This window comes from Nonomuraea sp. NPDC049695, from assembly GCF_040674955.1.
Taxonomy (GTDB): domain Bacteria; phylum Actinomycetota; class Actinomycetes; order Streptosporangiales; family Streptosporangiaceae; genus Nonomuraea; species Nonomuraea helvata.
Genome location: NZ_JBFANV010000034.1, coordinates 41,778 through 60,566, shown reverse-complemented (window position 1 = coordinate 60,566; position 18,789 = coordinate 41,778). Strand labels below are relative to the sequence as shown.

Annotated in this window: 21 protein-coding genes, 1 tRNA gene and 2 pseudogenes; 5 read left to right on the top strand and 19 right to left on the bottom strand. The window is 68.0% G+C overall.

Annotated elements, in window-relative coordinates; all coding sequences use genetic code 11:
* Positions 1-27: 27 nt before the first annotated feature.
* Together AB0J64_RS27505 and AB0J64_RS27500 are read left to right on the top strand one after the other, a co-directional pair.
* Entirely contained in the window at positions 28-495 is a 468-nt protein-coding gene (locus tag AB0J64_RS27505) for a SigE family RNA polymerase sigma factor (protein WP_364032532.1), read from the top strand.
* Positions 492-1,703 carry a hypothetical protein gene (locus AB0J64_RS27500; RefSeq protein WP_364032529.1) on the top strand — a complete coding sequence of 404 codons (1,212 nt, stop codon included), beginning with the start codon at positions 492-494 and terminating at the stop codon, positions 1,701-1,703. Before AB0J64_RS27505 ends, AB0J64_RS27500 begins: the two co-directional genes overlap by 4 nt.
* On the opposite strand, the gene AB0J64_RS27495 is transcribed toward AB0J64_RS27500, so the two are convergent.
* The 6 genes from AB0J64_RS27495 to AB0J64_RS27470 all read right to left on the bottom strand — a co-directional run bounded on the left by AB0J64_RS27495 (position 1,693) and on the right by AB0J64_RS27470 (position 6,673).
* Positions 1,693-1,956: a hypothetical protein gene (locus AB0J64_RS27495; protein ID WP_364032526.1), complete on the bottom strand. Its 264-nt coding sequence runs from the start codon at positions 1,954-1,956 to the stop codon at positions 1,693-1,695. The genes AB0J64_RS27500 and AB0J64_RS27495 overlap by 11 nt on opposite strands.
* Positions 1,953-3,455: a radical SAM protein gene (locus tag AB0J64_RS27490; RefSeq protein WP_364032523.1), complete on the bottom strand. Its 1,503-nt coding sequence runs from the start codon at positions 3,453-3,455 to the stop codon at positions 1,953-1,955. Before AB0J64_RS27490 ends, AB0J64_RS27495 begins: the two co-directional genes overlap by 4 nt.
* Positions 3,452-4,192, bottom strand: a complete 741-nt coding sequence (locus tag AB0J64_RS27485) for a prolipoprotein diacylglyceryl transferase family protein (protein ID WP_364032520.1) — start codon at positions 4,190-4,192, stop codon at positions 3,452-3,454. The genes AB0J64_RS27490 and AB0J64_RS27485 overlap by 4 nt, the downstream gene beginning before the upstream one ends.
* On the bottom strand, positions 4,185-4,478 hold the full coding sequence (locus AB0J64_RS27480) for a hypothetical protein (RefSeq protein ID WP_364032517.1): 294 nt from the start codon (positions 4,476-4,478) through the stop codon (positions 4,185-4,187). The genes AB0J64_RS27485 and AB0J64_RS27480 overlap by 8 nt, the downstream gene beginning before the upstream one ends.
* 283 nt (positions 4,479-4,761) lie before the next feature.
* Positions 4,762-5,403 carry a response regulator transcription factor gene (locus AB0J64_RS27475; RefSeq protein WP_364032514.1) on the bottom strand — a complete coding sequence of 214 codons (642 nt, stop codon included), beginning with the start codon at positions 5,401-5,403 and terminating at the stop codon, positions 4,762-4,764.
* Between the two features lie 4 nt (positions 5,404-5,407).
* Positions 5,408-6,673 carry a histidine kinase gene (locus AB0J64_RS27470; protein ID WP_364032511.1) on the bottom strand — a complete coding sequence of 422 codons (1,266 nt, stop codon included), beginning with the start codon at positions 6,671-6,673 and terminating at the stop codon, positions 5,408-5,410.
* Between the two features lie 280 nt (positions 6,674-6,953).
* Here AB0J64_RS27470 and AB0J64_RS27465 point away from each other — a divergent pair.
* Positions 6,954-7,026, top strand: a tRNA-Arg gene (locus AB0J64_RS27465).
* A 102-nt stretch (positions 7,027-7,128) separates the two neighbouring features.
* Here the strand turns inward: AB0J64_RS27465 and AB0J64_RS27460 are convergent.
* The 7 genes and pseudogenes from AB0J64_RS27460 to AB0J64_RS27430 all read right to left on the bottom strand — a co-directional run bounded on the left by AB0J64_RS27460 (position 7,129) and on the right by AB0J64_RS27430 (position 11,267).
* Positions 7,129-8,346: a site-specific integrase gene (locus tag AB0J64_RS27460; RefSeq protein WP_364032508.1), complete on the bottom strand. Its 1,218-nt coding sequence runs from the start codon at positions 8,344-8,346 to the stop codon at positions 7,129-7,131.
* On the bottom strand, positions 8,343-8,528 hold the full coding sequence (locus AB0J64_RS27455) for a helix-turn-helix domain-containing protein (protein WP_237101692.1): 186 nt from the start codon (positions 8,526-8,528) through the stop codon (positions 8,343-8,345). Before AB0J64_RS27455 ends, AB0J64_RS27460 begins: the two co-directional genes overlap by 4 nt.
* A gap of 132 nt (positions 8,529-8,660) precedes the next feature.
* Entirely contained in the window at positions 8,661-8,816 is a 156-nt protein-coding gene (locus tag AB0J64_RS27450; protein ID WP_364032505.1) for a replication initiator, read from the bottom strand.
* Positions 8,792-8,986: a hypothetical protein gene (locus tag AB0J64_RS27445; protein WP_364032502.1), complete on the bottom strand. Its 195-nt coding sequence runs from the start codon at positions 8,984-8,986 to the stop codon at positions 8,792-8,794. The genes AB0J64_RS27450 and AB0J64_RS27445 overlap by 25 nt, the downstream gene beginning before the upstream one ends.
* 176 nt (positions 8,987-9,162) lie before the next feature.
* Complete coding sequence (locus tag AB0J64_RS27440) at positions 9,163-10,488, bottom strand: WD40 repeat domain-containing protein (RefSeq protein WP_364032499.1); 1,326 nt, start codon at positions 10,486-10,488, stop codon at positions 9,163-9,165.
* Positions 10,489-10,586: 98 nt separating this feature from the next.
* Positions 10,587-10,796 (bottom strand): annotated as a pseudogene (locus tag AB0J64_RS27435) (DUF2283 domain-containing protein); the annotation flags it as partial.
* A 24-nt stretch (positions 10,797-10,820) separates the two neighbouring features.
* Entirely contained in the window at positions 10,821-11,267 is a 447-nt protein-coding gene (locus tag AB0J64_RS27430) for a hypothetical protein (protein WP_364032497.1), read from the bottom strand.
* A gap of 340 nt (positions 11,268-11,607) precedes the next feature.
* Between AB0J64_RS27430 and AB0J64_RS27425 the strand changes: the two genes are divergently transcribed.
* On the top strand, positions 11,608-11,874 hold the full coding sequence (locus tag AB0J64_RS27425; protein WP_364032494.1) for a hypothetical protein: 267 nt from the start codon (positions 11,608-11,610) through the stop codon (positions 11,872-11,874).
* 285 nt (positions 11,875-12,159) lie between these two features.
* On the opposite strand, the gene AB0J64_RS27420 is transcribed toward AB0J64_RS27425, so the two are convergent.
* From AB0J64_RS27420 to AB0J64_RS27395, 6 genes are all read right to left on the bottom strand, one after another.
* Positions 12,160-12,534, bottom strand: coding sequence for a tyrosine-type recombinase/integrase (locus tag AB0J64_RS27420; protein ID WP_364032491.1), 375 nt, complete (start codon positions 12,532-12,534; stop codon positions 12,160-12,162).
* Positions 12,468-13,043 carry a GNAT family N-acetyltransferase gene (locus tag AB0J64_RS27415; protein ID WP_364032488.1) on the bottom strand — a complete coding sequence of 192 codons (576 nt, stop codon included), beginning with the start codon at positions 13,041-13,043 and terminating at the stop codon, positions 12,468-12,470. The genes AB0J64_RS27420 and AB0J64_RS27415 overlap by 67 nt, the downstream gene beginning before the upstream one ends.
* A 186-nt stretch (positions 13,044-13,229) precedes the next feature.
* Complete coding sequence (locus tag AB0J64_RS27410; RefSeq protein WP_364032485.1) at positions 13,230-13,694, bottom strand: hypothetical protein; 465 nt, start codon at positions 13,692-13,694, stop codon at positions 13,230-13,232.
* 155 nt (positions 13,695-13,849) lie between these two features.
* Positions 13,850-14,131, bottom strand: coding sequence for a hypothetical protein (locus tag AB0J64_RS27405; RefSeq protein WP_364032482.1), 282 nt, complete (start codon positions 14,129-14,131; stop codon positions 13,850-13,852).
* 285 nt (positions 14,132-14,416) lie between these two features.
* Positions 14,417-14,998, bottom strand: coding sequence for a dihydrofolate reductase family protein (locus tag AB0J64_RS27400; RefSeq protein ID WP_364032480.1), 582 nt, complete (start codon positions 14,996-14,998; stop codon positions 14,417-14,419).
* Positions 14,999-15,065: 67 nt separating this feature from the next.
* The gene (locus AB0J64_RS27395) at positions 15,066-15,905 is read right to left on the bottom strand and encodes a helix-turn-helix domain-containing protein (RefSeq protein WP_364032478.1); all 840 of its coding nucleotides are present in this window, start codon (positions 15,903-15,905) and stop codon (positions 15,066-15,068) included.
* 370 nt (positions 15,906-16,275) lie between these two features.
* On the opposite strand from AB0J64_RS27395, the pseudogene AB0J64_RS27390 reads away from it, so the two are divergent.
* A pseudogene (locus AB0J64_RS27390) lies at positions 16,276-17,646 on the top strand (BTAD domain-containing putative transcriptional regulator); the annotation flags it as partial.
* Positions 17,647-18,789 lie beyond the last annotated feature (1,143 nt).

The window sequence follows — 18,789 nt, the reverse complement described above, 5'->3', positions numbered from 1 at the left end:
AACGCGCCCTCGTCGATCCCTGGGTTCGTGGAAGACTTCGACGAGTTCGTCCGAGCCCGGGGCGACGCGCTCCTCCGGTACGGCTACGTGCTGTCCGGTAATTCCGAGGACGCGGCCGATCTCGTACAGGAGGCGCTGACCCGCCTCGGCGACGCCTGGTCCCGCGTGCGCAACAAGGACGACCCCGAGGGGTACGTGCGCACGACCATGGTCAGGCTCCACATCAAGTCGTGGCGCAGGCGGCGCAGGGAGAACCTGGTCGCCGACGTACCGGAGCACGGCGAGCCCGACCGGTACGGCGACGCCGACCTGTGGTCCGAACTCCAGGAGCTGCCCCGCAAGCAGCGGGCCGTACTCGTGCTGCGTTACTACGAGGACCTGTCGGACCAGGAGATCGCCGACATTCTCGGCATCTCTCGTGGAACCGTACGCAGCCAGGCGGCCCGTGCCCTGGACAAGCTCCGCATCAAGCGAGTGCTGCAGGAGGCACGATGAGAGGCGAACAGGACCTGATCAGGACCCTGCGGACGGCTGCGGACCGGGTGGAGCGGCTCGATCTCGTGGCGGGGGTGGCCGCGCGGCGGCGCGTACGCCGTACCAGGCAGCGGGTGCGGGTGCTGCTCGCGGCGGCCGCGGTGGTGGCGGTGGCGGGCGGGACGACGGCGGCGCTGTCCGGCGAGGACCAGAGGGCCCAGCCGGCCGTGACGCCTTCGGCGCCGCGGTACAAGCCGGCTGCCGAGCTGTGGCCGAACGCCATCGCCAAGGTGCCGGCGAGAACCGCCGAGGGCGCGACGATTCAGCCGGTGACCGCGCTGAGCGCCACCGAGGTGCTGCTGTTCACGAACGCCCCGGACCTCGGTCAGCCCTCACGGCTGGAGGTCTACGACATGATGCGCAAGACAACTCGCGTGCTCGGCCAGGTTCCCGGGATCAAGAAGATGACCGGCCCGGCGGGCCTGGCGGTGGGCTCTCGGTACTTCGCCTGGTACGGCCCGGCGTACGGCAAGCCCACGCACTTCTGGATCATGCCGCGCGCGGGCGGCACGGCCGTGCATGTCGCGCAGACCACCGCGAATGTGGACAGCGTCGGCCTCACGGACGACTCCCTCGTCTGGTCGCTCAAGGACGGTGGCGGCGTCTACCGGGCTCCGCTGACCGGCGGAGCTCCGTCGCGGCTGACCGGCAGCGACGGGCTCCACCTGATCGCCTGGCCCTGGGCGGCCGGCTACGACGGTAAGGCGCTGATCAGCAACCAGAACCGGGTCGTCAACCTCGAGACCAGGCAGTCCTTTGACGTGCGGTTGCCGGAGAAGGGCCGGGTCGTGCGGTGTTCGTCCCGGTGGTGCGCCGGCGATCTGAAGGGCCGGATGTTCGTGCAGCGCGTGGACGGGACCGGACGGAAGATCCTGCCGGCCGAACTGAAGCCGTATTCGCCGCGCTTGCTGGTGGGAGACCGGTATGCGCTCGCCCTCGCGGGCGCGGGCAAAGATCAGCGCGGGGCCCCGCTCGGCGTGCTGTACGACCTGTCCACCGGGGAAACGGCAGGGCTCGGCGAGCGGATTCCCGGCACGCAGGGCCTGACCGTGATGGACGGCCTCCTGTCCTCCGCCCCCTCCACGACCCTCTTCTGGCCCTCGGACGCGCAACACCGCGAGAACGCCAAGGAGTGGACCGTCCTGAACCTCCTGGCCGTCACACGATGATCGCCACGACCGCCACGACGGCGATGAGCCCGAGGTAGGCCAGGACGAGCCGGGTGTCCCTGAGCAGGCACTTGCTCCGGGTCAGCCCGGCTCGCCGCGCCTTCCAGTAACCGGCGAACCCCAGCGCCGCGAACCCCAGCACCGCCCACGGCCCGAGCAGCCAGGCCAGCAGCGCGACGGTCGCGTACACGCACAACCGGAGCGGATCGTACGGCGGTCCGCCGGTGGCCGGAGCGGATCGTGGCGCCGTCACGACGCCACCACCGACAGCCGCTGCCTGGAGAGCTGCGGCCAGGCCTGCACGGCGCAGAACGGCGCGCACTGGTCCTGTTCGGCCCGCGTCCCCACGTGCACGCAGCACTGCGTGAGCCGCTCCTCGATCATGGTCGAGATGTCCATGAACGGCTTGACCGTGATGCGCACCACCCGCTCCCCCAGCATCCTGCGCAGCTTCTTCCGCCTGACCGTCAGGGCGAGCAGGGTGGACATGCCGAGGTCGCAGTTCTCGCAGATGGTCCGCCACACCTCGCCGATCTGGGGATGCGACAGTGACGACTGCTCCGACAGCAGGCCGAGCAGGGACTCCTGTACGGCCAGGCGCAGCTCGCGCGGGAGCTCGGTGTCGGCGATGCGGTTGGAGACCAGGCCGAGGTTCTCCTTGAGGCGGTCGTGCCCGATCAGCGCCGTGAGCGAGCGCCACCTGCTCGAGTCGTCGCGGAGGAGGTACCCGACCGAGCAGCAGTGCGGGTGGGAGCAGGGCAGGGCGGTCAGGTCGCGCCAGGTCACCAGGCCTTCGGTCTGGGGGCCGAGGCGCTTGAGCACGCCGGTGTGGGTGAGCCTGTCCATGGGGTCGATGGCGGCCGATCTGCCCGACGCGAACTGGGGCTGGATCGACACTCCTCCGACGTACGGGGTGTCGAGGGCGAGCCGTACGACCTCGCCGATCTCGCCGTCGTTGACCCCCAGCGCGGCGGTCATGACCAGCGTCGTGAAGATCTCACGCTCGGACAGCCTGCTGATCGCCTGGGCCTTGGTACGGGTGAGGTCGCCTCCCCTGTGGTGCTTCGAGGCCTCGGCCGACGGGCCGTCGTACTGGAGGTAGATCTCCACTCGCTCCCTGTGTTCCGTGAGGAGGTCGAGGAGGGAGTCGTCCCTGGCTATGAGCACGCCGTTGGTGTTGATCAGGATGCGGGTGATCGGCCGTGCCTCGAGCTCGGTGAGGAGGGTTTTGAGCTCGGGGTGGAGCGTGGGCTCGCCGCCGCTCAGCATGAGGACGTCGAGCTTGCCGTTCTCCCTTTGGAGGCGCTGGTCGACGTTCGCGAGGATGTCGTGTACGGGGACGATGCCGGTCAGGTCAGGGGAGCTGTCGGCGAAGCAGGTGGGGCAGCGTAGGTTGCAGGCTTCGGCGATGTCCTCCAGGAGGATGCAGGTGTGCTGGGTCTGCATCTCGGGGAGGCCGTGGAGGTAGGCGGAGGGGATCGGACGGAAGTTCCCGGAAATATCGGGTACGTGCTGCTTCGTCGGGGCGGTCCACTCTTCGAGATATTTCAGGATTTCTGGGTCTTCGTCGTACAACGTCCTGATTAGGCCGTGCTCGCGGCAGCCGCGCTCCAGCCACACCTTGCCGTCGCGTTCGGCCAGATAGCCGCTCAGCCGTTCGACCTTGTCGAGGTCCTGGCCGTGGCAGTGCGGGCAGAACGCGTTGACGTACCTGTGGATGCGGTCGCCCCGCAGACCCATGCCTGCGCTCATGTCATGACCTTTCGCTCGAAAAGGGGATCGTAGTAGCCGCGCCGCCAGCCGTACCCGAGCCTGAGCGCGAGCAGCAGCAGGCTCGGGATCAGGAACCACTGGGGCCTGGTCAGGTCGAGCCAGACCGTCTCGTTCGCCCTGGTGAACTCGACGAGGAAGCGGAAGGCAGCGTACGCGGCCAGGTAGAGCGTGAACAGCTCGCCCGGCTGGGTCAGCCGCTTGCGTGCCCACAGGAGCGCGGCGAACGCCGCCAGCTGGAAGACGATCTCGTAGACGAACGACGGGTGCATGGCCTGGCCGGTGAGGCAGCCAGGGCATTCGGGGGTGGTCGGGGGCGCGTGCACTCCCCACGGCAGATCGGTCGGCCGGCCGGGTGCCTCCGTCAGGTGGCAGCCGATCCTGCCGACCGCCATGCCGAGCGCCACGGCCGGGGCGAACAGGTCGCCGGTCCGCTCCTTGTAGCCGATGATCCTCTTGGCTATCAGAACGCCCACGTACGCGCCGGTCAGGCCGCCGAGGATGCTGCGGGAGCCGTACAGCCAGAGGTCCTGCAGGTCGAGCGTCTCGAGCCAGCCCGCCAGCCGCATCCCGACCGCTCCTCCGACCAGGGCGCCGGCGACCGCCGTCAGCGACTGCTCGTTGAGCGCGCCTCTCGTCCTCGCCTCCCGTACGAAGACGACGGAGGCCACGAGCACGCCGAGACCGACGAAGATCTCGTGGTAGGGCATGTCAGCCATACAGACCCGGGTTGAGCCCTGTGCAGTAGCCGGCGGACACGATGGACCAGAGTGCCCACCCGATCATGAGGCCGAGGCCGATGCCCTTGGTCCACGGCTGCCTGCGTACGAAGAGCAGGCCGATGCCCGCGCCGAGGCCGATGAGGGCGAGCAGGACCGTGCCGGTGATCAGGTAAGGGGTGACGCCGGCACCCCCGGAGCCCGCGGCGATGAACACGAGGACGCCGATGACGACGTTGAGGACGCTGTAGATGGCCAGACCGGCGAAGATCAATGCGATCAGCACGCCGGTGGAGGTGCCCGTGGATGGAGGCGGCGAGCCATAGGGCGGCTGGCCGTACTGGGGCGGCTGACCATAGGGCGGCATTGGAGGCGGCGGGCCCTGGGATGGCGGGCCCTGGGATGGCGGGCCCTGGGATGGCGGGCCCTGAGACGGCGGCACCTGAGGCGGCGGCATTTGAGATGGCGGCACCCAACCCGGCTGCCCCGCCTGTTCTTCAGACGAGCCTTCCTGACGCGGTGTGGGCTCTTCTGGCGGCGGGGGCGACGGCGTGCTCACAACGCCCAGATTAAGCCTCCAGGCCCCTTTCTCCCGAGTAGTAAATCGCCGCCTGCACCCGGCTCTTCAACCCCAGCTTGTTCAACACCCGACTGACATGCGTCTTCGTCGTGGCCTCCGCCATATCCAGCTCTCTGGCGATTTCAGCGTTGGACAGCCCTCTCCCGATGCACGCCAGCACCTCCCGTTCCCGGGGCGTCAAGCTCCCTGGATCGGCCGCAGGCTCCCGGCGCGGCGCCTGACCGGCAAAGGCCGAGATCAATTTCCGGGTGACCCCGGGAGAGATCAGCCCGTCGCCGCGCGCCACCAACCGCACGGCCTCGACCAGCGAGTCGGCGTCCGTGTTCTTCAGCAAGAATCCGGCGGCTCCCGCCCGGAGCGCTCCGAAAACATATTCATCGAGGTCGAACGTGGTGAGGATCAGCACATCACTGATGCCCGCCAGCTCCCGGGTGGCGGAAATGCCGTCGAGCCGCGGCATGCGTACATCCATCAACACCACGTCGGGCCGCATCTCCCGGGCCATGGCCACGGCCTGCTCTCCATCCGCGGCCTCGCCGACCACCTCGATATCGCGGACGCCGCCCAGAATCAGCACGATCCCCGCGCGGACAGCCGCATGATCGTCAGCCACCAACACCTTGATGGTCATCACCTCACGCCTCCTCCGCCCGTACTTCCAGAACAGATGGGACGGGTTCCCCATGAGAACCTGAACCCAGGTCCCGCGGAGAGGGATCCGCACCAAATCGGAAGAGCACGCCCAGTTCATCGACAGCGGGTGGTCCTTGATCATCAGCAGTGGGGAAGGCTGCCTCCACCCGCCACAAATCACCTTCCCCCGACAACCCAGCCTCGAAAGAACCGCCGACCAGCAAGGCCCGCTCCCGCATCCCGATCAGCCCGGCCCCCGCACCGGGCAACCGCGTCCCACGCCCGCCGACCACGTTCTCGACACTCACCAGGACCTGCCCCGCCTCGTAAGAAATAAGGGCCCGAACAGGCGAGCCGCCATGCTTGAGCGCGTTGGTGAGAGCCTCCTGCACGATCCGGTATCCGGCGAGATCAACAGAGGCCGGCAATTCCCGAACCTCCCCCTGAACCCGCAATTCGACGACCAACCCGGCCCGCGCCACCCTCTCCACCAGACTTCCCGCATCGGCCAGCCGCGGCCGAGTGGCTTCCGCGAAATCGTCGCCGTCCTGCCGCAGCAGCCCGATCATGGCTCGCATCTCGGCCAGCCCTTTCACGCTGTTCTCCCGTACGGACTCCATGACTCTCCGGACCGTGGCCGAATCCAGGTCCTTACGGGACAGCGCGGCAGTGGACTGAATGGCGATGGCGCTGAAATGGTTCGCGATCATGTCGTGCAGCTCCCGCGCCATCCGCGTGCGCTCGCCCGCGACCGCCGCCTGCCGATCGAGCTCGGCCAGATGAGCCACCTGCTCGGCGCGTACCCGCTCCGCCGCCGCCCGATCCCGCTGCTCCCGCAGAACGATCGCGGTGGTAACGGGAGTGACCAGCACCAGCCCCGCCTGCACCCCCATGACGGCGAGCATCCACCAGTTCTCCTCCAGGAACCCGGCCACGGCCCCGGCCCCCACCGCGAGCGCAGCGGTGATGAAGAGCAACCACCGGGCAAACCGCGCCGGCCCGTAAAGCGCGGCAGCGTAAAGGTTGTCGGTGAAAACCAGGACCGTCGCCAAGGACGGCCCCACAACGGCGTCGATCGCGACCGCGACAACCCCCAGCCCCAGCGAGGCCAGCGGCGCCCGCTGCCGCACCAGAACCCCGGCACAGGAGATCGCCAGCGGCACACACAGGACCCAGGTGGGCACCCCACGTTCCAGAGCCGCCCCACCCACGATGAGCACCACGCCCACCGCGAAGGCCGCCCCGGCTCCCAGCGCCTCCCGCTTCATGCCCCCCATCTCACCACCCCACGCGGCCACTTCCCTCCTGCGAGGGACCCGCCTGTGGATACACCCTTCGATGTATCCACAGCCCGCCGAATCCGGACCGCCACGCCCCTGCGCACTCCCACACACCAGCACCCAGACCCTCCGCCGGCTCCACATCCGGCCTGCTCAGGACGCCCCTGACCGCCGATCCCCAGCCCTTCGGCCACGCGGGCAAGGGGTGGACTTGGGATATCTGGTTCGAGGCACTCGCCAGAACCCGCTATGCTTGCTTACGCAGCGAGCGGCCGTAGCTCAATGGATAGAGCATCTGACTACGGATCAGAAGGTTGGGGTTTCGAGTACCTCCGGCCGCGCACAGCAGAAAGGCCCGCCACCAGGGAAAACCTGGAGCGGGCCTTCGTGCTTGTCAGGACAATCTCGGGATCTTGCTTACATCTTCGCTAACAGCAGGGCCGCTACTCCCCCATCGCCTGGGCGAAGACATCCGCCGCCGACGCCTCCGCCGCACGGATCACGTGGGCGTACACGCGGAGCGTGATCGAAGGGTCTGCATGCCCGAGACGGGCCCCGACGACGTGGACGGGCACACCCGCCAGGAGAAGCGTGGTCGCGTGGATGTGCCGGAGATCGTGCAGCCGGGCATGCGGTAGCGGGTGGTCCGGGTATGCCTCGTTGTGGCGCTTGATCAGGATCGGGAACAGCGAGCTGAGCGTGTCCGGGTGGACGGGCTCACCCCAGCCGGTCGTGAACACGTAGTCGCCACCACCTCGCCACTCCGGGCCGACCTTGAGCTTGTCGGCGGCCTGCATCTTGTGCTGGTTGCGCAGGACGGCGATGGTGCCGTCGTCGAGGCTGACGATGCGTTTCCTGCCGCTCTTGGTGGTCCCCTCAATGCGCGCGCCGTCGATGAAGGACGCCGAGCCTCTGATGACGAACTGCTTGGCGTCGAGGTCCGCGTCCGACCACCGGAGGTGGAGGAGCTCGCCACGACGTGCGCCGGTGTAGGCCGCCAGGTGGAAGATGGACCAGAGACGATGATCGCGGGAGTACCGGAGGAACGCCTTGAGCTGTTCCGTGGTCCAGACGGTGCCCGGTTCCCTGATCTCTCGGCGGGGACGCTTTGCCTTCTCGACCGGGCTGGACGAGAGCAACTCGTCGACGTTCACCGCGTCGCGGAAAGCCTTCCGGAGGATGGCGTGGACGTAGTCGACCGTGCGAGAGGACAGGGGTCGTCCATTCTTGCCGCCGCCGGCCATGAGGTCCCGGTACAGCTTCGTGATCGTGGACGCCCGAACGGCCTGCAGTCGCAGGGTGCCGATGTTGGGCTTGATGTACCGGTTGATCATGTGCCGGTAGTCGGCGAGCGTCTTGGGCTTGATCTCGACCGCGTGAGCCTCGATCCACTCGTCGAGATACTCGCGGACCGTGATGGTGTTGCGGTCGACGTACTCACCGCGGCGGGCCTTGACCCGTGCTTCATCGCGGGCGGCCTTGGCGTCGTCCTCGGTGACGAAGCCGCCCACCCATCGAGGCTTGCTCTCCCCCGTTTCGGGGTCGCGGACTCTGATCACGTATGACCAGGTGGTGCCGCGCTTCATGACGCCGTCGCGCAGTTTGGGTGTCTTCTTCTTGCGCGGTTGCTCGTCCGGGGTGCCGACGAGTGTCTTGGTCATACGGCGATCTCCTTCCTGGTCAGGTGGGTGATGTAGTCGGTGAGGGCGGAGACGGGGATGCGGCGGGAGCCGTCAATGCGGATGGAGTCGACAGCGCCGGTGGCGAGCAGTTGGTAGAGCTTGCTGCGGGAGATGGCCAGGGCTTCTGCGGCTTCCGGCACGGTGAGGAGGAGTCGGGTCATGGGCGACTCGCTGCCGTGTGCAGGGCCATGGCCAACGGCGTTCCTGTCAGAGCAGCGGCGAGAAGCTGATCACCGGCGGATAGCCCATGTCCGGCGTACTGCCAGTGGGCGATGACCAGAACTGTGTCCTCGTCAAAGAGCGGGAGTCGTCCGGTGGCGGCTCTTGGTGGAGAAGTGGCCGCGGAAGCCGAGCATGTGAGCCCAGTGGGTGAGCCGGAGGTCCGCCAGGCCGGGGTGGCTGCCCAGGCGCATGCAGGCGGCGATCAGCCGGCGGGCGTGCTCGCGCACAGGTAGTGCGTCCAGATCATCGAGGGGTTGGATGCGCCGACCGCGCCGGCACCCATGCGGGATTGGCGGGAGATGGCCAGGTTCAGGTCCTCGAACAGGTCCGGAATGCTGCGGAGTTCGCGTGAGAGTTCGCTATCGCAGGTTCCGCAGATGCGGGCAGAGCCGGGCATGGTTCGGTCGCAGACGCTGACTGGGCAGTCCACAGAGCCACTTTGTCCCCCTGTGAGCAGTACGCTTGCGGGAGACCTGATGCGCGTGGGTCCTGGTGAGGGTGGTGGGGTCGAAGCGGCTCTCCGTTGGGGCGGAGAGCCGCTTTTCGCGTCTCAGGCTAACCGAGAGCTATTGTTCACCACCCGGAGACTTCCACCACCTTGGACGCGCTGCAGCTTCGGCTGTCTGCGGTGTTGTCGTAGTAGACCTTGTAGGTCCACTGTGTCTCGACCCCGGGGACGTTGGTGAAGGTGAAGGTGCCGTCAGCGTTCGTGGTGACGTCCGGCAGCGGCTCGAAGTTGTTTTCGCCCCACGAGCGGCGGCTGACCGTGACCGTCTGCGCGCCAGGCGTGGTGCCGTCCGGCCGGGTGAGCTGGCCGGTGAAAGTGGTCTTCTTGAATCGCCCTGACGTGTCCGGCCCTGTCAAGGTCATCTTGCACGGCGGGAGCGTGGCGCCGTGCAGTCGCCACAGGTAGTAGTGGCGGACGTTAGGATACCCCTCGGCGACGGCGAACAGTTCCGTACCGGAGAAGGAAAGGCTGGGCGGAAGCAGTTGAAGGGCGGACGGCTGCGCGACGGTCTCCATTTTTACGCCCGTGTTGAAGTCGAACACCACAAGCAGCGGGGTCTGGTACTGGCCGGCACTGGCGGAGGCAGCGACGCGCGTGCCGTCTGGGCTGACGGCCACGGACAGCTGGTGACTCCCTGTGCCGTAGGAGCGGATCCGCGTCAGGGTCGTCAAGTCCCAGGCGTCGAAATCATTGCCGGAGTATCCGGGGGAGACGATAGCCGTCGACCCGTCCGGGGTGACAACGGCGTCCAGCCACGTGTAGACGTTGTAATCGTCTGCGTCGATGGTGCCGCGCAGGGTGCCGACGCCGCCCTGAATGTCGTAGACCCGCAGGAGCTTGTCGTTCCTCACGAGGAGCGTGTTCCCTGCCGCGGACAGCTCGACATCTTCGAAGATGTCGAGCGGCAGGCGGACAGGCTGAGGCGTTGATGCCGCGAGATCCAAGCTGATGACGCCGTCTGTCGGGTAGTGCGCGCAACTGTAGGAGACCCACAGCCATTGCCCGGACAGTGCCAGGCGCGACGGGCACGCGTATGCGGACAGGTCGAACCGGCGGACGATGGACAGGTCGGCGGGGCTGATTTCGACGACCTGGTGCTCGTAGCGGAGAGCCGCGTACACGCGGCTGCCGTCGGGTGCGGCGACGAGCGAGGTCACGTCAGACACGCCGGTCATGGTTGCGGTGACGGCGCCTTGAGTGTCTGTGACGACGATCCGGTCTTCCATGCCGATGAACACCTTGCCGGCTGCGACAGCGGTGTCCCCCCATCCGTAGGGGATGTCGCCGCCTAAGTCGGTCAGCGAGTCGGCCGCTGTGGCGGTGGTCGCCTGGGAGAGCGTGATGCCGATGGCCAGGGTGAGAGTAGTGCCTAAGGTGGCCAGTCCGCGCAAGGATCGTGCTAGCCGTGAGGGGAAGGGCACAGGGGGGCTCCCGGGTTCGCAGTTATGGAACTTGTGTTCGCACCATAGCTGTGCCCCGCTATCGTGATCTAGTGGATGGAAGTCTCTACTTCGCCATGTCCGCCACTGGACACGTCCCGTAGTTGGCCGCCGTTCTGCCACTTCGCGAGGATCTCGATGCCGACGACACGGCCGGCGGTGTCGTAGTCGAGGTTGACCACGGCGTCCAGCTCGTGCGTGAGGGCGGCTTCGCCTCCTCCGCCCGGGCCATTCAGGTAGACGTAGGCGGCTCCCGCCTCAGGGGCGTAGGTCCACTCGCCGGCCTAGCGTTTCAGGGTCACGGTTGTCCCTCCGCATGTGCCGCACGCGGTCTTACCTGCCGCGCTGGCGGCATTGAGGTCCATCTCGACGATCTCGCGCAGTTTGTAGCCCTGGGCCTCGCCGCCTTGCTGCCCGGCCTGGAGCCCAAGGCAGTCTCGGGACGCGTGGTAGCGGTCTCCTGCTTCGGTCATCCACACCCTGGTCACAGCGTCCTCCGTCAGTAGGTCGGTCTGCCCTTCACAGTCTCCTCCGTCACGCCGGGAGAAGCGCGGCGGCGACGGGGCGACGATCCCCAGCTTGGCAGCGCATTCCGGCACGCCGGCCCAGGAGTTGCAGGTCAGCGGGACCGTGATAGCCGGAGTCACGCCGCATATCCCCGACTTCGATGACTGGACGTCCTTCACGGTGCAAAGGGCCATCACCGATCGTGACGGCGTCACGACCAGCACGTCGCTGCCGCCGCTGGCGCCATCCGCTCACGGCTCGTTTCGGCTTCACCGACACGCCGACGGTGCCTGGTCGGTACACCTACACCGTGGCCTGGATCGGGGACGTCTTCTACGCGCCCGGCGAAGGCAGCTACACGGTCATCGTCGAAAGCGACAGACGTCCATCACGGCTGGACACGTCGTGGGCGGTCCCGTCGGTGCTGGACCGCTTGCCCAGCCACTCGTGGACCAGAAGCCGCCAGCAGCCACCAGGCCGGCGAAAGGTACCCACATTCAGTCTCCTCGGTGGCCGGTCGTGACCGCTTGCCTGTGGCGGGAGGCCGGTGATGACTGCTGGCGGGTGGGTGAGATCGACTACCCGGACGACGTGAGCGATCCCGATGGAGCGGCATATCTGTTCGCCCGGCTCTTCGATCCGTCTCCGGAGGCGTTCCGGCGGTTCGCGGAAGACTACTACGAGGTACCTGTGGATCTCGATGCGGTGCGACACGTCTACGTCCTCCGTCCGCTTACGCAGGCGGTGGTTACCGTGCTGAACGCTGACCTTTCCGTAGAGGACCTCGCCGACGACCTTGCGACAGCCCAACATCCGTCCGTTGCCAGCTGAGAACGTGGGAAGGCCAGCGCGGCTCTTCTCCTGCGCGTGCTGGGGGCAACAGCGCTGAGGCGCATCGGCAGAGTGCTGTACAGCAGCGCGTACAGCAACACCGCCTCACGCAATCTCATCGCATCGACCCATATCCACCGCCTCAGCAGGGCACCAGCGTGCGAACGCGGCACCTGCCGTTCCCTACGGATCAGAAGGTTGGGGTTTCGAGTACCTTCGGCCGCGCACAGCAGAAAGGCCCGTCACCAGGCGAAACACTGGGACGGGCCTTTGTCGTTACAGAGATCATCCGGTCTCTTCGGCCTCTTTGGGAGCCACCGGGCGGAGTTCTCCCAGGAGAGCGCCGAAAATCGCCTCAGTCGCCGCGCGCTTGTCGTCCTCCAGAAGGTGACCGTAGACATCCTTCGTGATCGCGACGCTGGCGTGGCCGAGGACTTCAGAAACGACGTGCAGAGGTGTGCCCTGCGCGAGCATCAGCGACGCGCCGGAGTGGCGAAGCTCGTGCGGGTGCCAGTGCCCGAGTCCTACGATCGCCCCTGCATGGCCGGTCGCCATACGTGTTCGGGGCGATCGACGGTCCGTGGCTTCGTTCCTCAGCCCTGGCCCACCGGGTTTCGCGGCTGATCTGCTAGGCCCGGCAGGTTCGCCGCGTAGATCCAATCGAGGCCGTCCTCTCCATTTTCGTCGAGGTGTTCGGCCCGAGACAGGCCGGCATGGACCGCCACGCGTTGGGAGGCGACGTTGGCCGGCCTGACGCGGGCGATCAGCGGAAGGTCGGGGACGGCTTTGGACGCCCAGGTGGTGACCGCAGTCGCGGCCTCACTGGCGTAGCCGCGGCCCCATGCTGAGACGGCGAAGCGGTAGAAGAGGTTGAGGACCTTCATGTCGTGCAGTTCCATGGGCTTGATTCCGCAGAAGCCCAGTTGCTGGGCACTGCCGTGGCGTTGGACGACCCAGTACCCGTATCCACAGCTCTGCCATTGGTGGTTCCAGCGTTGATAGAGCTGTTCTGCCTCGTCAAGCTGGGTTAGCGCATCGGATGGATTGTGCAGGCTGGTTTGGGGGTCCTTGTGAATCGCGAAGATCGCATCAACATCGGCTTCGGTCGGGGGCCGCAGCACCAGCCGTTCGGTCGTCAGCTCTACGCCTGTCGGGCCCAAGTCGCTCATGAACAGATCGTAGAGCTCAGGACTGACGGCAACGTTAACGGCAGCAGCACCGAACAACGGCTGATGGGCTCTCCGACTTCCAAGCGGACGGCGCGCTCGCCGTTGCCATGAACATGGATCGTCGGTTCGCGCGTCAGCAGCTCAAAGTCCTGGTGGCAACCCCATGGTTCCGTTTCTTGAGATGTCCTAGCGACGCCAGTGCCCGCCGCGGCACACGTAGGTGCGGCCTCGGGAGGTGCCGACCGCACCGGGCGTGCCGCAGAAGCCGCCCGGGCGCACGTTGCCGACCTGGACAGGTTCCGGTTCGGGTCGAGGACGTGGCTCACGGGCCTTCTTCGGCTTGGGTCGCCCGCCTTTGCCGGGATCGTGGTCATCGATGTCGCGGAGGAGGTTCGCCCCGTCGTCATCGTCGTTGTCGTGGACGTCTGTTGCACCGTCGTCGTCAAGGTCGGCGGCTGGTTTCGGTGTCGACGCCTCTGGCGTCCACGGTGTGTACGACGGGATCGGGGCCGGGGTATGGGCAACGGGAGGCGCGACGGTGTCGTCGCTGCCGAAGATGGCGTTGCAGCCGCCCGCGATGAGGAGGAAACCTACAACGAGGCCGGCGCATCCCCGGGCTTGGCCGCGTGAGGTGGTTGTGGTTCTGGGCATTGGAGCGTTCCTCCAAGAGCTCGCGAGCACGAACGGTAGGTAGGACGCTGCGCTGAGCTACTTGGTTCGCGGTCCAGGCGCTCATGCCGTCTGGCGTGTTCCTGGATGATCGAGCCAACCGGATAGATCCCGTTTCGCCGCAAGAGGGCCACGCATCACTTCCGGAAGGTCAACCAGAACCACCAGACGACGCCGACCAGCCCGACAGCGCAGATCGCGGCGATGAGGGCGGGTTCTTGGGCGTAGGACGCCAGCGGTACGGCAGCCACAACCATGATGAGGGCCACCGCATTCTTGTCCAGCCTGGTCTTGGCCGGCTGGGATTCGACGTGGGTGAGCGGCTGTTGCGGGAGCGCTTCCCAGACCATGCCGCAGTCAGGGCAGCTCCACGTCGTAGCGGTTTCGGACGGGGGACGCACGCAGTCGTGTTCGCTCACGCGGTTCCTCCGCATGTGCAGCCTCCTGGAGGTCGGCTCGGCCCTCACAGTCTCCTCCAGGCTTGACCCGCGAAAGACCCGAACGCTGCGGAGGCCGTCAACCATGGGCGTGATGCAGTCGATGGCCGAGTCGGCTGCGCGCACGACAACGCCGCCGCCACCGAGGCGGAAGATCGCTGGCCCCTCAGCGCATCGGCGTGATCGAGACCGCTGTCGGAAGTTCGGTCGCGATCGTCAGCCCGCCGGCAGTGCGGTGCGAGCTTCTTCTCGTACGCTCTCAGTCGGTCATCGGCGCACCCGATAGCGCAGGTGGAGCACCCGGTTGCCCTGGATCACCACGTCAGGATCCTCCAACAGGTGCTGTGCGTCGACCGACCCGAAGTAGCGCTTGCCAGACCCGAACACCACGGGCGCGACGTCCATGGCGACCTCGTCGACGAGCCCTGCGGCCAGCATCTGGCCGCCGACGTCGCCGGCGGCGACCTCGACCGTGCGGTCGCCCGCAAGCTCCTGTGCCTTGGCCATGGCGGCCTCTATGCCGTCAATGAAGTGGAACGGCGCCTCGGGGTGCCAGCCTTCGGGCATCGGCCGGTGGGACACGACGACCATGTGGTCGATCCCACCCGGTGGCGTGCCGCCCCAGCCGTCCGTCATGTCGAAGACGCGGCGGCCGACGATCGTCACTCCGATCTGGTCCCAGTACGCCCGGGTGTAGTCGTAGGACGCCTGGGACACCTTCGCCTCCCCGGTCTCGTCCAAGGGGACGTCACCGCTGGACATCCAGTCGAACAGCGGTCCGACCTGATCGTTCTCGTCCGCGACGAAGCCGTCCACCGACACCGTGCTGTACATGACCACCTTGCCCATGAGGCTCTCCCTTTGCTTAAGAAGTGCCCATTCTGGTGTGTCGGAAGTTGCCGGCTCTTGTAAGAAATCAATCGGCCGGCAGCGGCCCGACGTCGAGCGCATGGCCGGGATGTTCGCGCAGGAACCGCCGCCGGACGTCGACGTACCGGGTCGGCGTAAGCCCCGTGAACGTCCGGAACTCGTGGCCGAAGTGGGCCTGGTCGAAGTAGCCGGCGCGACCGGCGAGGTCGGCCCAGTCGACCGGTCCGGCGGGGTCGATCGCGAGCACTGTGGCGGCGAAGCGGTAGGTGCGGGCGAGCCGCTTCGGCGTGACGCCGATGAGCTCCTTGAACCGCTGTGCCAGATGGGTGCTGCTGACGCCCGCCGCCACACTCAGGTCGCCGATCGCCACCGCACCGTTGGCCGCTGCGATGACGCTGCTGGTGTGGCGGACCAGCCCCAGGCCGGCGGTCCCGCAGAGCCGTCGCATCAGCTCGTTCTCGAGCAGCGTCAGCATCTCGTGCGGCCCGGCCGCCGTGGCCAGCCGGTCCCGCAGCTCAGCAATGGTGGGGCGGCTCCAGACCTGCTCCACCGTCACCGGCCGGTCGCACAGCTCGGCCGCAGGCATCGGCAGGAACGGCGCCAGCCCCCACGGCTTGAAGTGCACGCCGACTGACCGGGTCTCCGGCGGGTAGCCGAACTCGAAGGCGCGGGTGGATGTGGTGACCACGCAGCCGTCGGCGTACTCGGCCGTCTCGATGTCGGTGCCGGCGCGGATGCGGAATGGCGCCCCGAGGTTGAGGATGAGCACCGCCGACGGCATCGGCGGCAGCGTCAGCCGGGGGTACGGCGGCGCGCCCTCCAGGTAGTAGAGGTCGTCGATCAACCCGTCCAGCGGCGGTCGCGGCACTCTGGACACGTACTCCACGCGTCACAGCATTGCCGATGCACGGGCTGGGCCGCCAGATCGTCGTACGCCGTCAGTCGCGGAACTGCGGTCGCTTCTCCTTGCGCCCGGCCGCGGCCTCCTCGAAATTGCCGTCAGCAGCCGCACCAGCAGCGCCCGGCAAGAGGAGCATGGTCGTGAGGGTGTGCCCGAGATCGTGCGGCCGGGCATGCGACAGCGCGCCTGAGCCTCGATCCACTCGTCGAGATACTCGTCGCAGTCACGCTCCTGCCATGTGACTCGTCCGTAAGCTGAGGGTGTGTCCCCCGCACTGGTCCTGCTCGACGGCGTCCACTGGCGGGGTGTGCGCGTGGTCGGCGATCGCGCGCAGACCCTGCTGGCCGTGCTCGCCATGCACGGGCGTGCAGGGGTCAGTGACGAGCGCCTGGTCGAGGAGTTGTGGCCCGACGGAGCGCCGGCCAATCCGACGAAGGCGCTGCAGGTGGTCGTCTCGCGGACCAGGGCGGCGACGTGCGCCGACGTCGCGGTACGGATCCCGCGTGGTTACCGGCTCGGGCTGTCCGCCGGCCAGGTGGACGCGCTGCTGCTCGGCGAGCTGGTGGAGCAGGCGCGGGCCGCACTGGGCGAGGACGACATGGTGCTCGCGCGTCGCCGCGCCGAAGAGGCCATGGGGCTGGTGGCCGGCGATTTGGATGGTGCCACGGGCGCACTCGCTGAGCTGAGGGGCGTCGCCGCAGGGTGGGTGGCCGAGGCGCGACGCGTGGCGGCGATCGCGCGGGGCCGGAGCGGCGCTCACGAGGGCGCGCTGCCGCTGCTGGAGGAGGCCGTGGCCGATCGGCCGCACGACGAGGAACTGCTCGCGTGCCTGCTGCGCAGCGAGGCCGCCGTACGAGGTGCCGCCGCCGCTCTGGAGCGCTACGAGCGGTATCGCGCGCGCCTGGCCGCGCGGCTCGGCACCGGACCAGGGCCTGGGCTCGCCCGCGTGTACGCCGAACTCCTCGTCGCGGATCGGCCGGTGCGTGCGGGCATCCTGTTCGACGGTTCCTCGCTGCTCGGCCGCGACGGCGACATCCGTGCGGTGCACGCCCTGTTGCAGACCCACCGGGTGGTCTCCATCATCGGCCCTGGTGGGCTGGGCAAGACGCGGCTGGCCCATGTCATCGGCAGGAACGCCGCGCAGCCCGTCGCTCACTTCATTGAGCTCGTCGGAGTGTCCTCGCCGGAGGGCGTGGTGGGCGAGGTGGGCTCGGCGCTCGGAGTTCGGGACTCGGTCAGCGGGCGTCGTGCCCTGACCGCCGAGCAGCGCTCCGATGTTCGCGCCCGGATCGCCCAGCATCTCGACCAGGCTCCGGCACTGCTGATCCTGGACAACTGCGAGCAGGTGATCGAGGCCGTCGCCGATCTGGTGGCGTTCCTGACCGTGACGACCCGTGACCTGCGGGTGCTCATCACCTCGCGCGCCCCCTTGTCGATCCCCGCCGAACGCGTCTACCTGCTCGGCGAGCTGCCCACAGACGACGCGGTGGAGTTGTTCCGCCAGCGCGCCACGGCCGCCCGCCCGGGTGTGCGGATCGACGAGGGAGCGGTCGAGGAGATCGTCGCCCGCCTCGACGGGCTGCCGCTCGCGATCGAGCTGGCCGCGGCCAAGGTACGGGTGATGTCGGTGGAGGAGATCGCGCGACGCCTGGCGGACCGGTTCGCCCTGCTGCGCGGCGGGAACCGTACGGCCCCCGACCGGCACCAGACGCTGCTCGCGGTCATCGACTGGTCGTGGAATCTCCTGGACGAGCCGGAACGGCAGGCGTTGCGGTGGTTGTCGCTGTTCGGCGACGGTTTCACGCTGACCGCGGCCGAGCACGTACTCGGCCCGGACGCCCTGCACGCCGTGGACGCGCTGACCGAGCAGTCGATGCTGAGCGTCCGCGAGACGACGTACGGCCTCCGCTACCGGATGCTGGAGACCGTCAGGGAATTCGGGCGGATGCGGTTGAAGGAGGCCGGCGAGGAGGCGCCCGCTCGGGCTGCGCAGCGGGCCTGGGCGACGGCGTACGCCCTCGAACATGCCCTCCAGCTGGTCGGCTCGGAGCAGTTCGCGGCGGCCGACGCGTTGCGCGCCGAGGAGAGCAACCTCGCAGATCTGCTCCGGCAGGCTCTCGCCGAGCCCGATCCCGTCACGACGGTCCAGTTGCTGGCCGGCGTCGGCGCGCTGTGGTCGATCCGCGGCGACCACTTCCGGATCCTCGTTCACCGGGACGCGATCACACAGGTGATCAGCGGCTGGGCGCCGCCGCCTTACCTCGTCGAGGTGACCAGGGCCGCCATGCTGATCATGCTCGTGAACGTCATGACCTTCACCGACCGCTACGACGATCCGCTGCGCGACCTCCTCCGTACGCTGCCCACCAGTGACAGGACGGATCCCCGCATAGCGGCGATGGCCGCGGTGATGCTCGCGTGCAACGTGGCCGACGGCGCCGACGTGCGCCGCCGGCTGGTGGAGTTGCGCCGGAGCGCCGACCGTGACGTGGCCTTCGCGGCGACGCAGATGAGCGTCCATGTCTTGGAGAACGCGGGAGACGCGACCGGGTCGATCGAGGCCGCCGAGCGGACCCTGGCGATGCTCCGCGAGGACGACGGGCCATGGTTCGCCGCGATCATGCACGCCTCGCTGGCCCACCTGGTCATGCAGCTCGGCGACCGCCGGCGGGCGGTCGGACACGCGCGGACCGCCATCCCGGTGCTGAGCCGGCTCGGCGCCACCGAGGACGAGACCCAGCTCCGCGCGGTGCTGCTGATCTCCGCGCTCGCCGACGGCGACCTCGGCACCGCGGAGGCCGAGCTGGCCGAGATCACCCGGATCAACGACAACGAGGCGGTGCTCGGCGGGGAGGCGATCGTCTCGTTG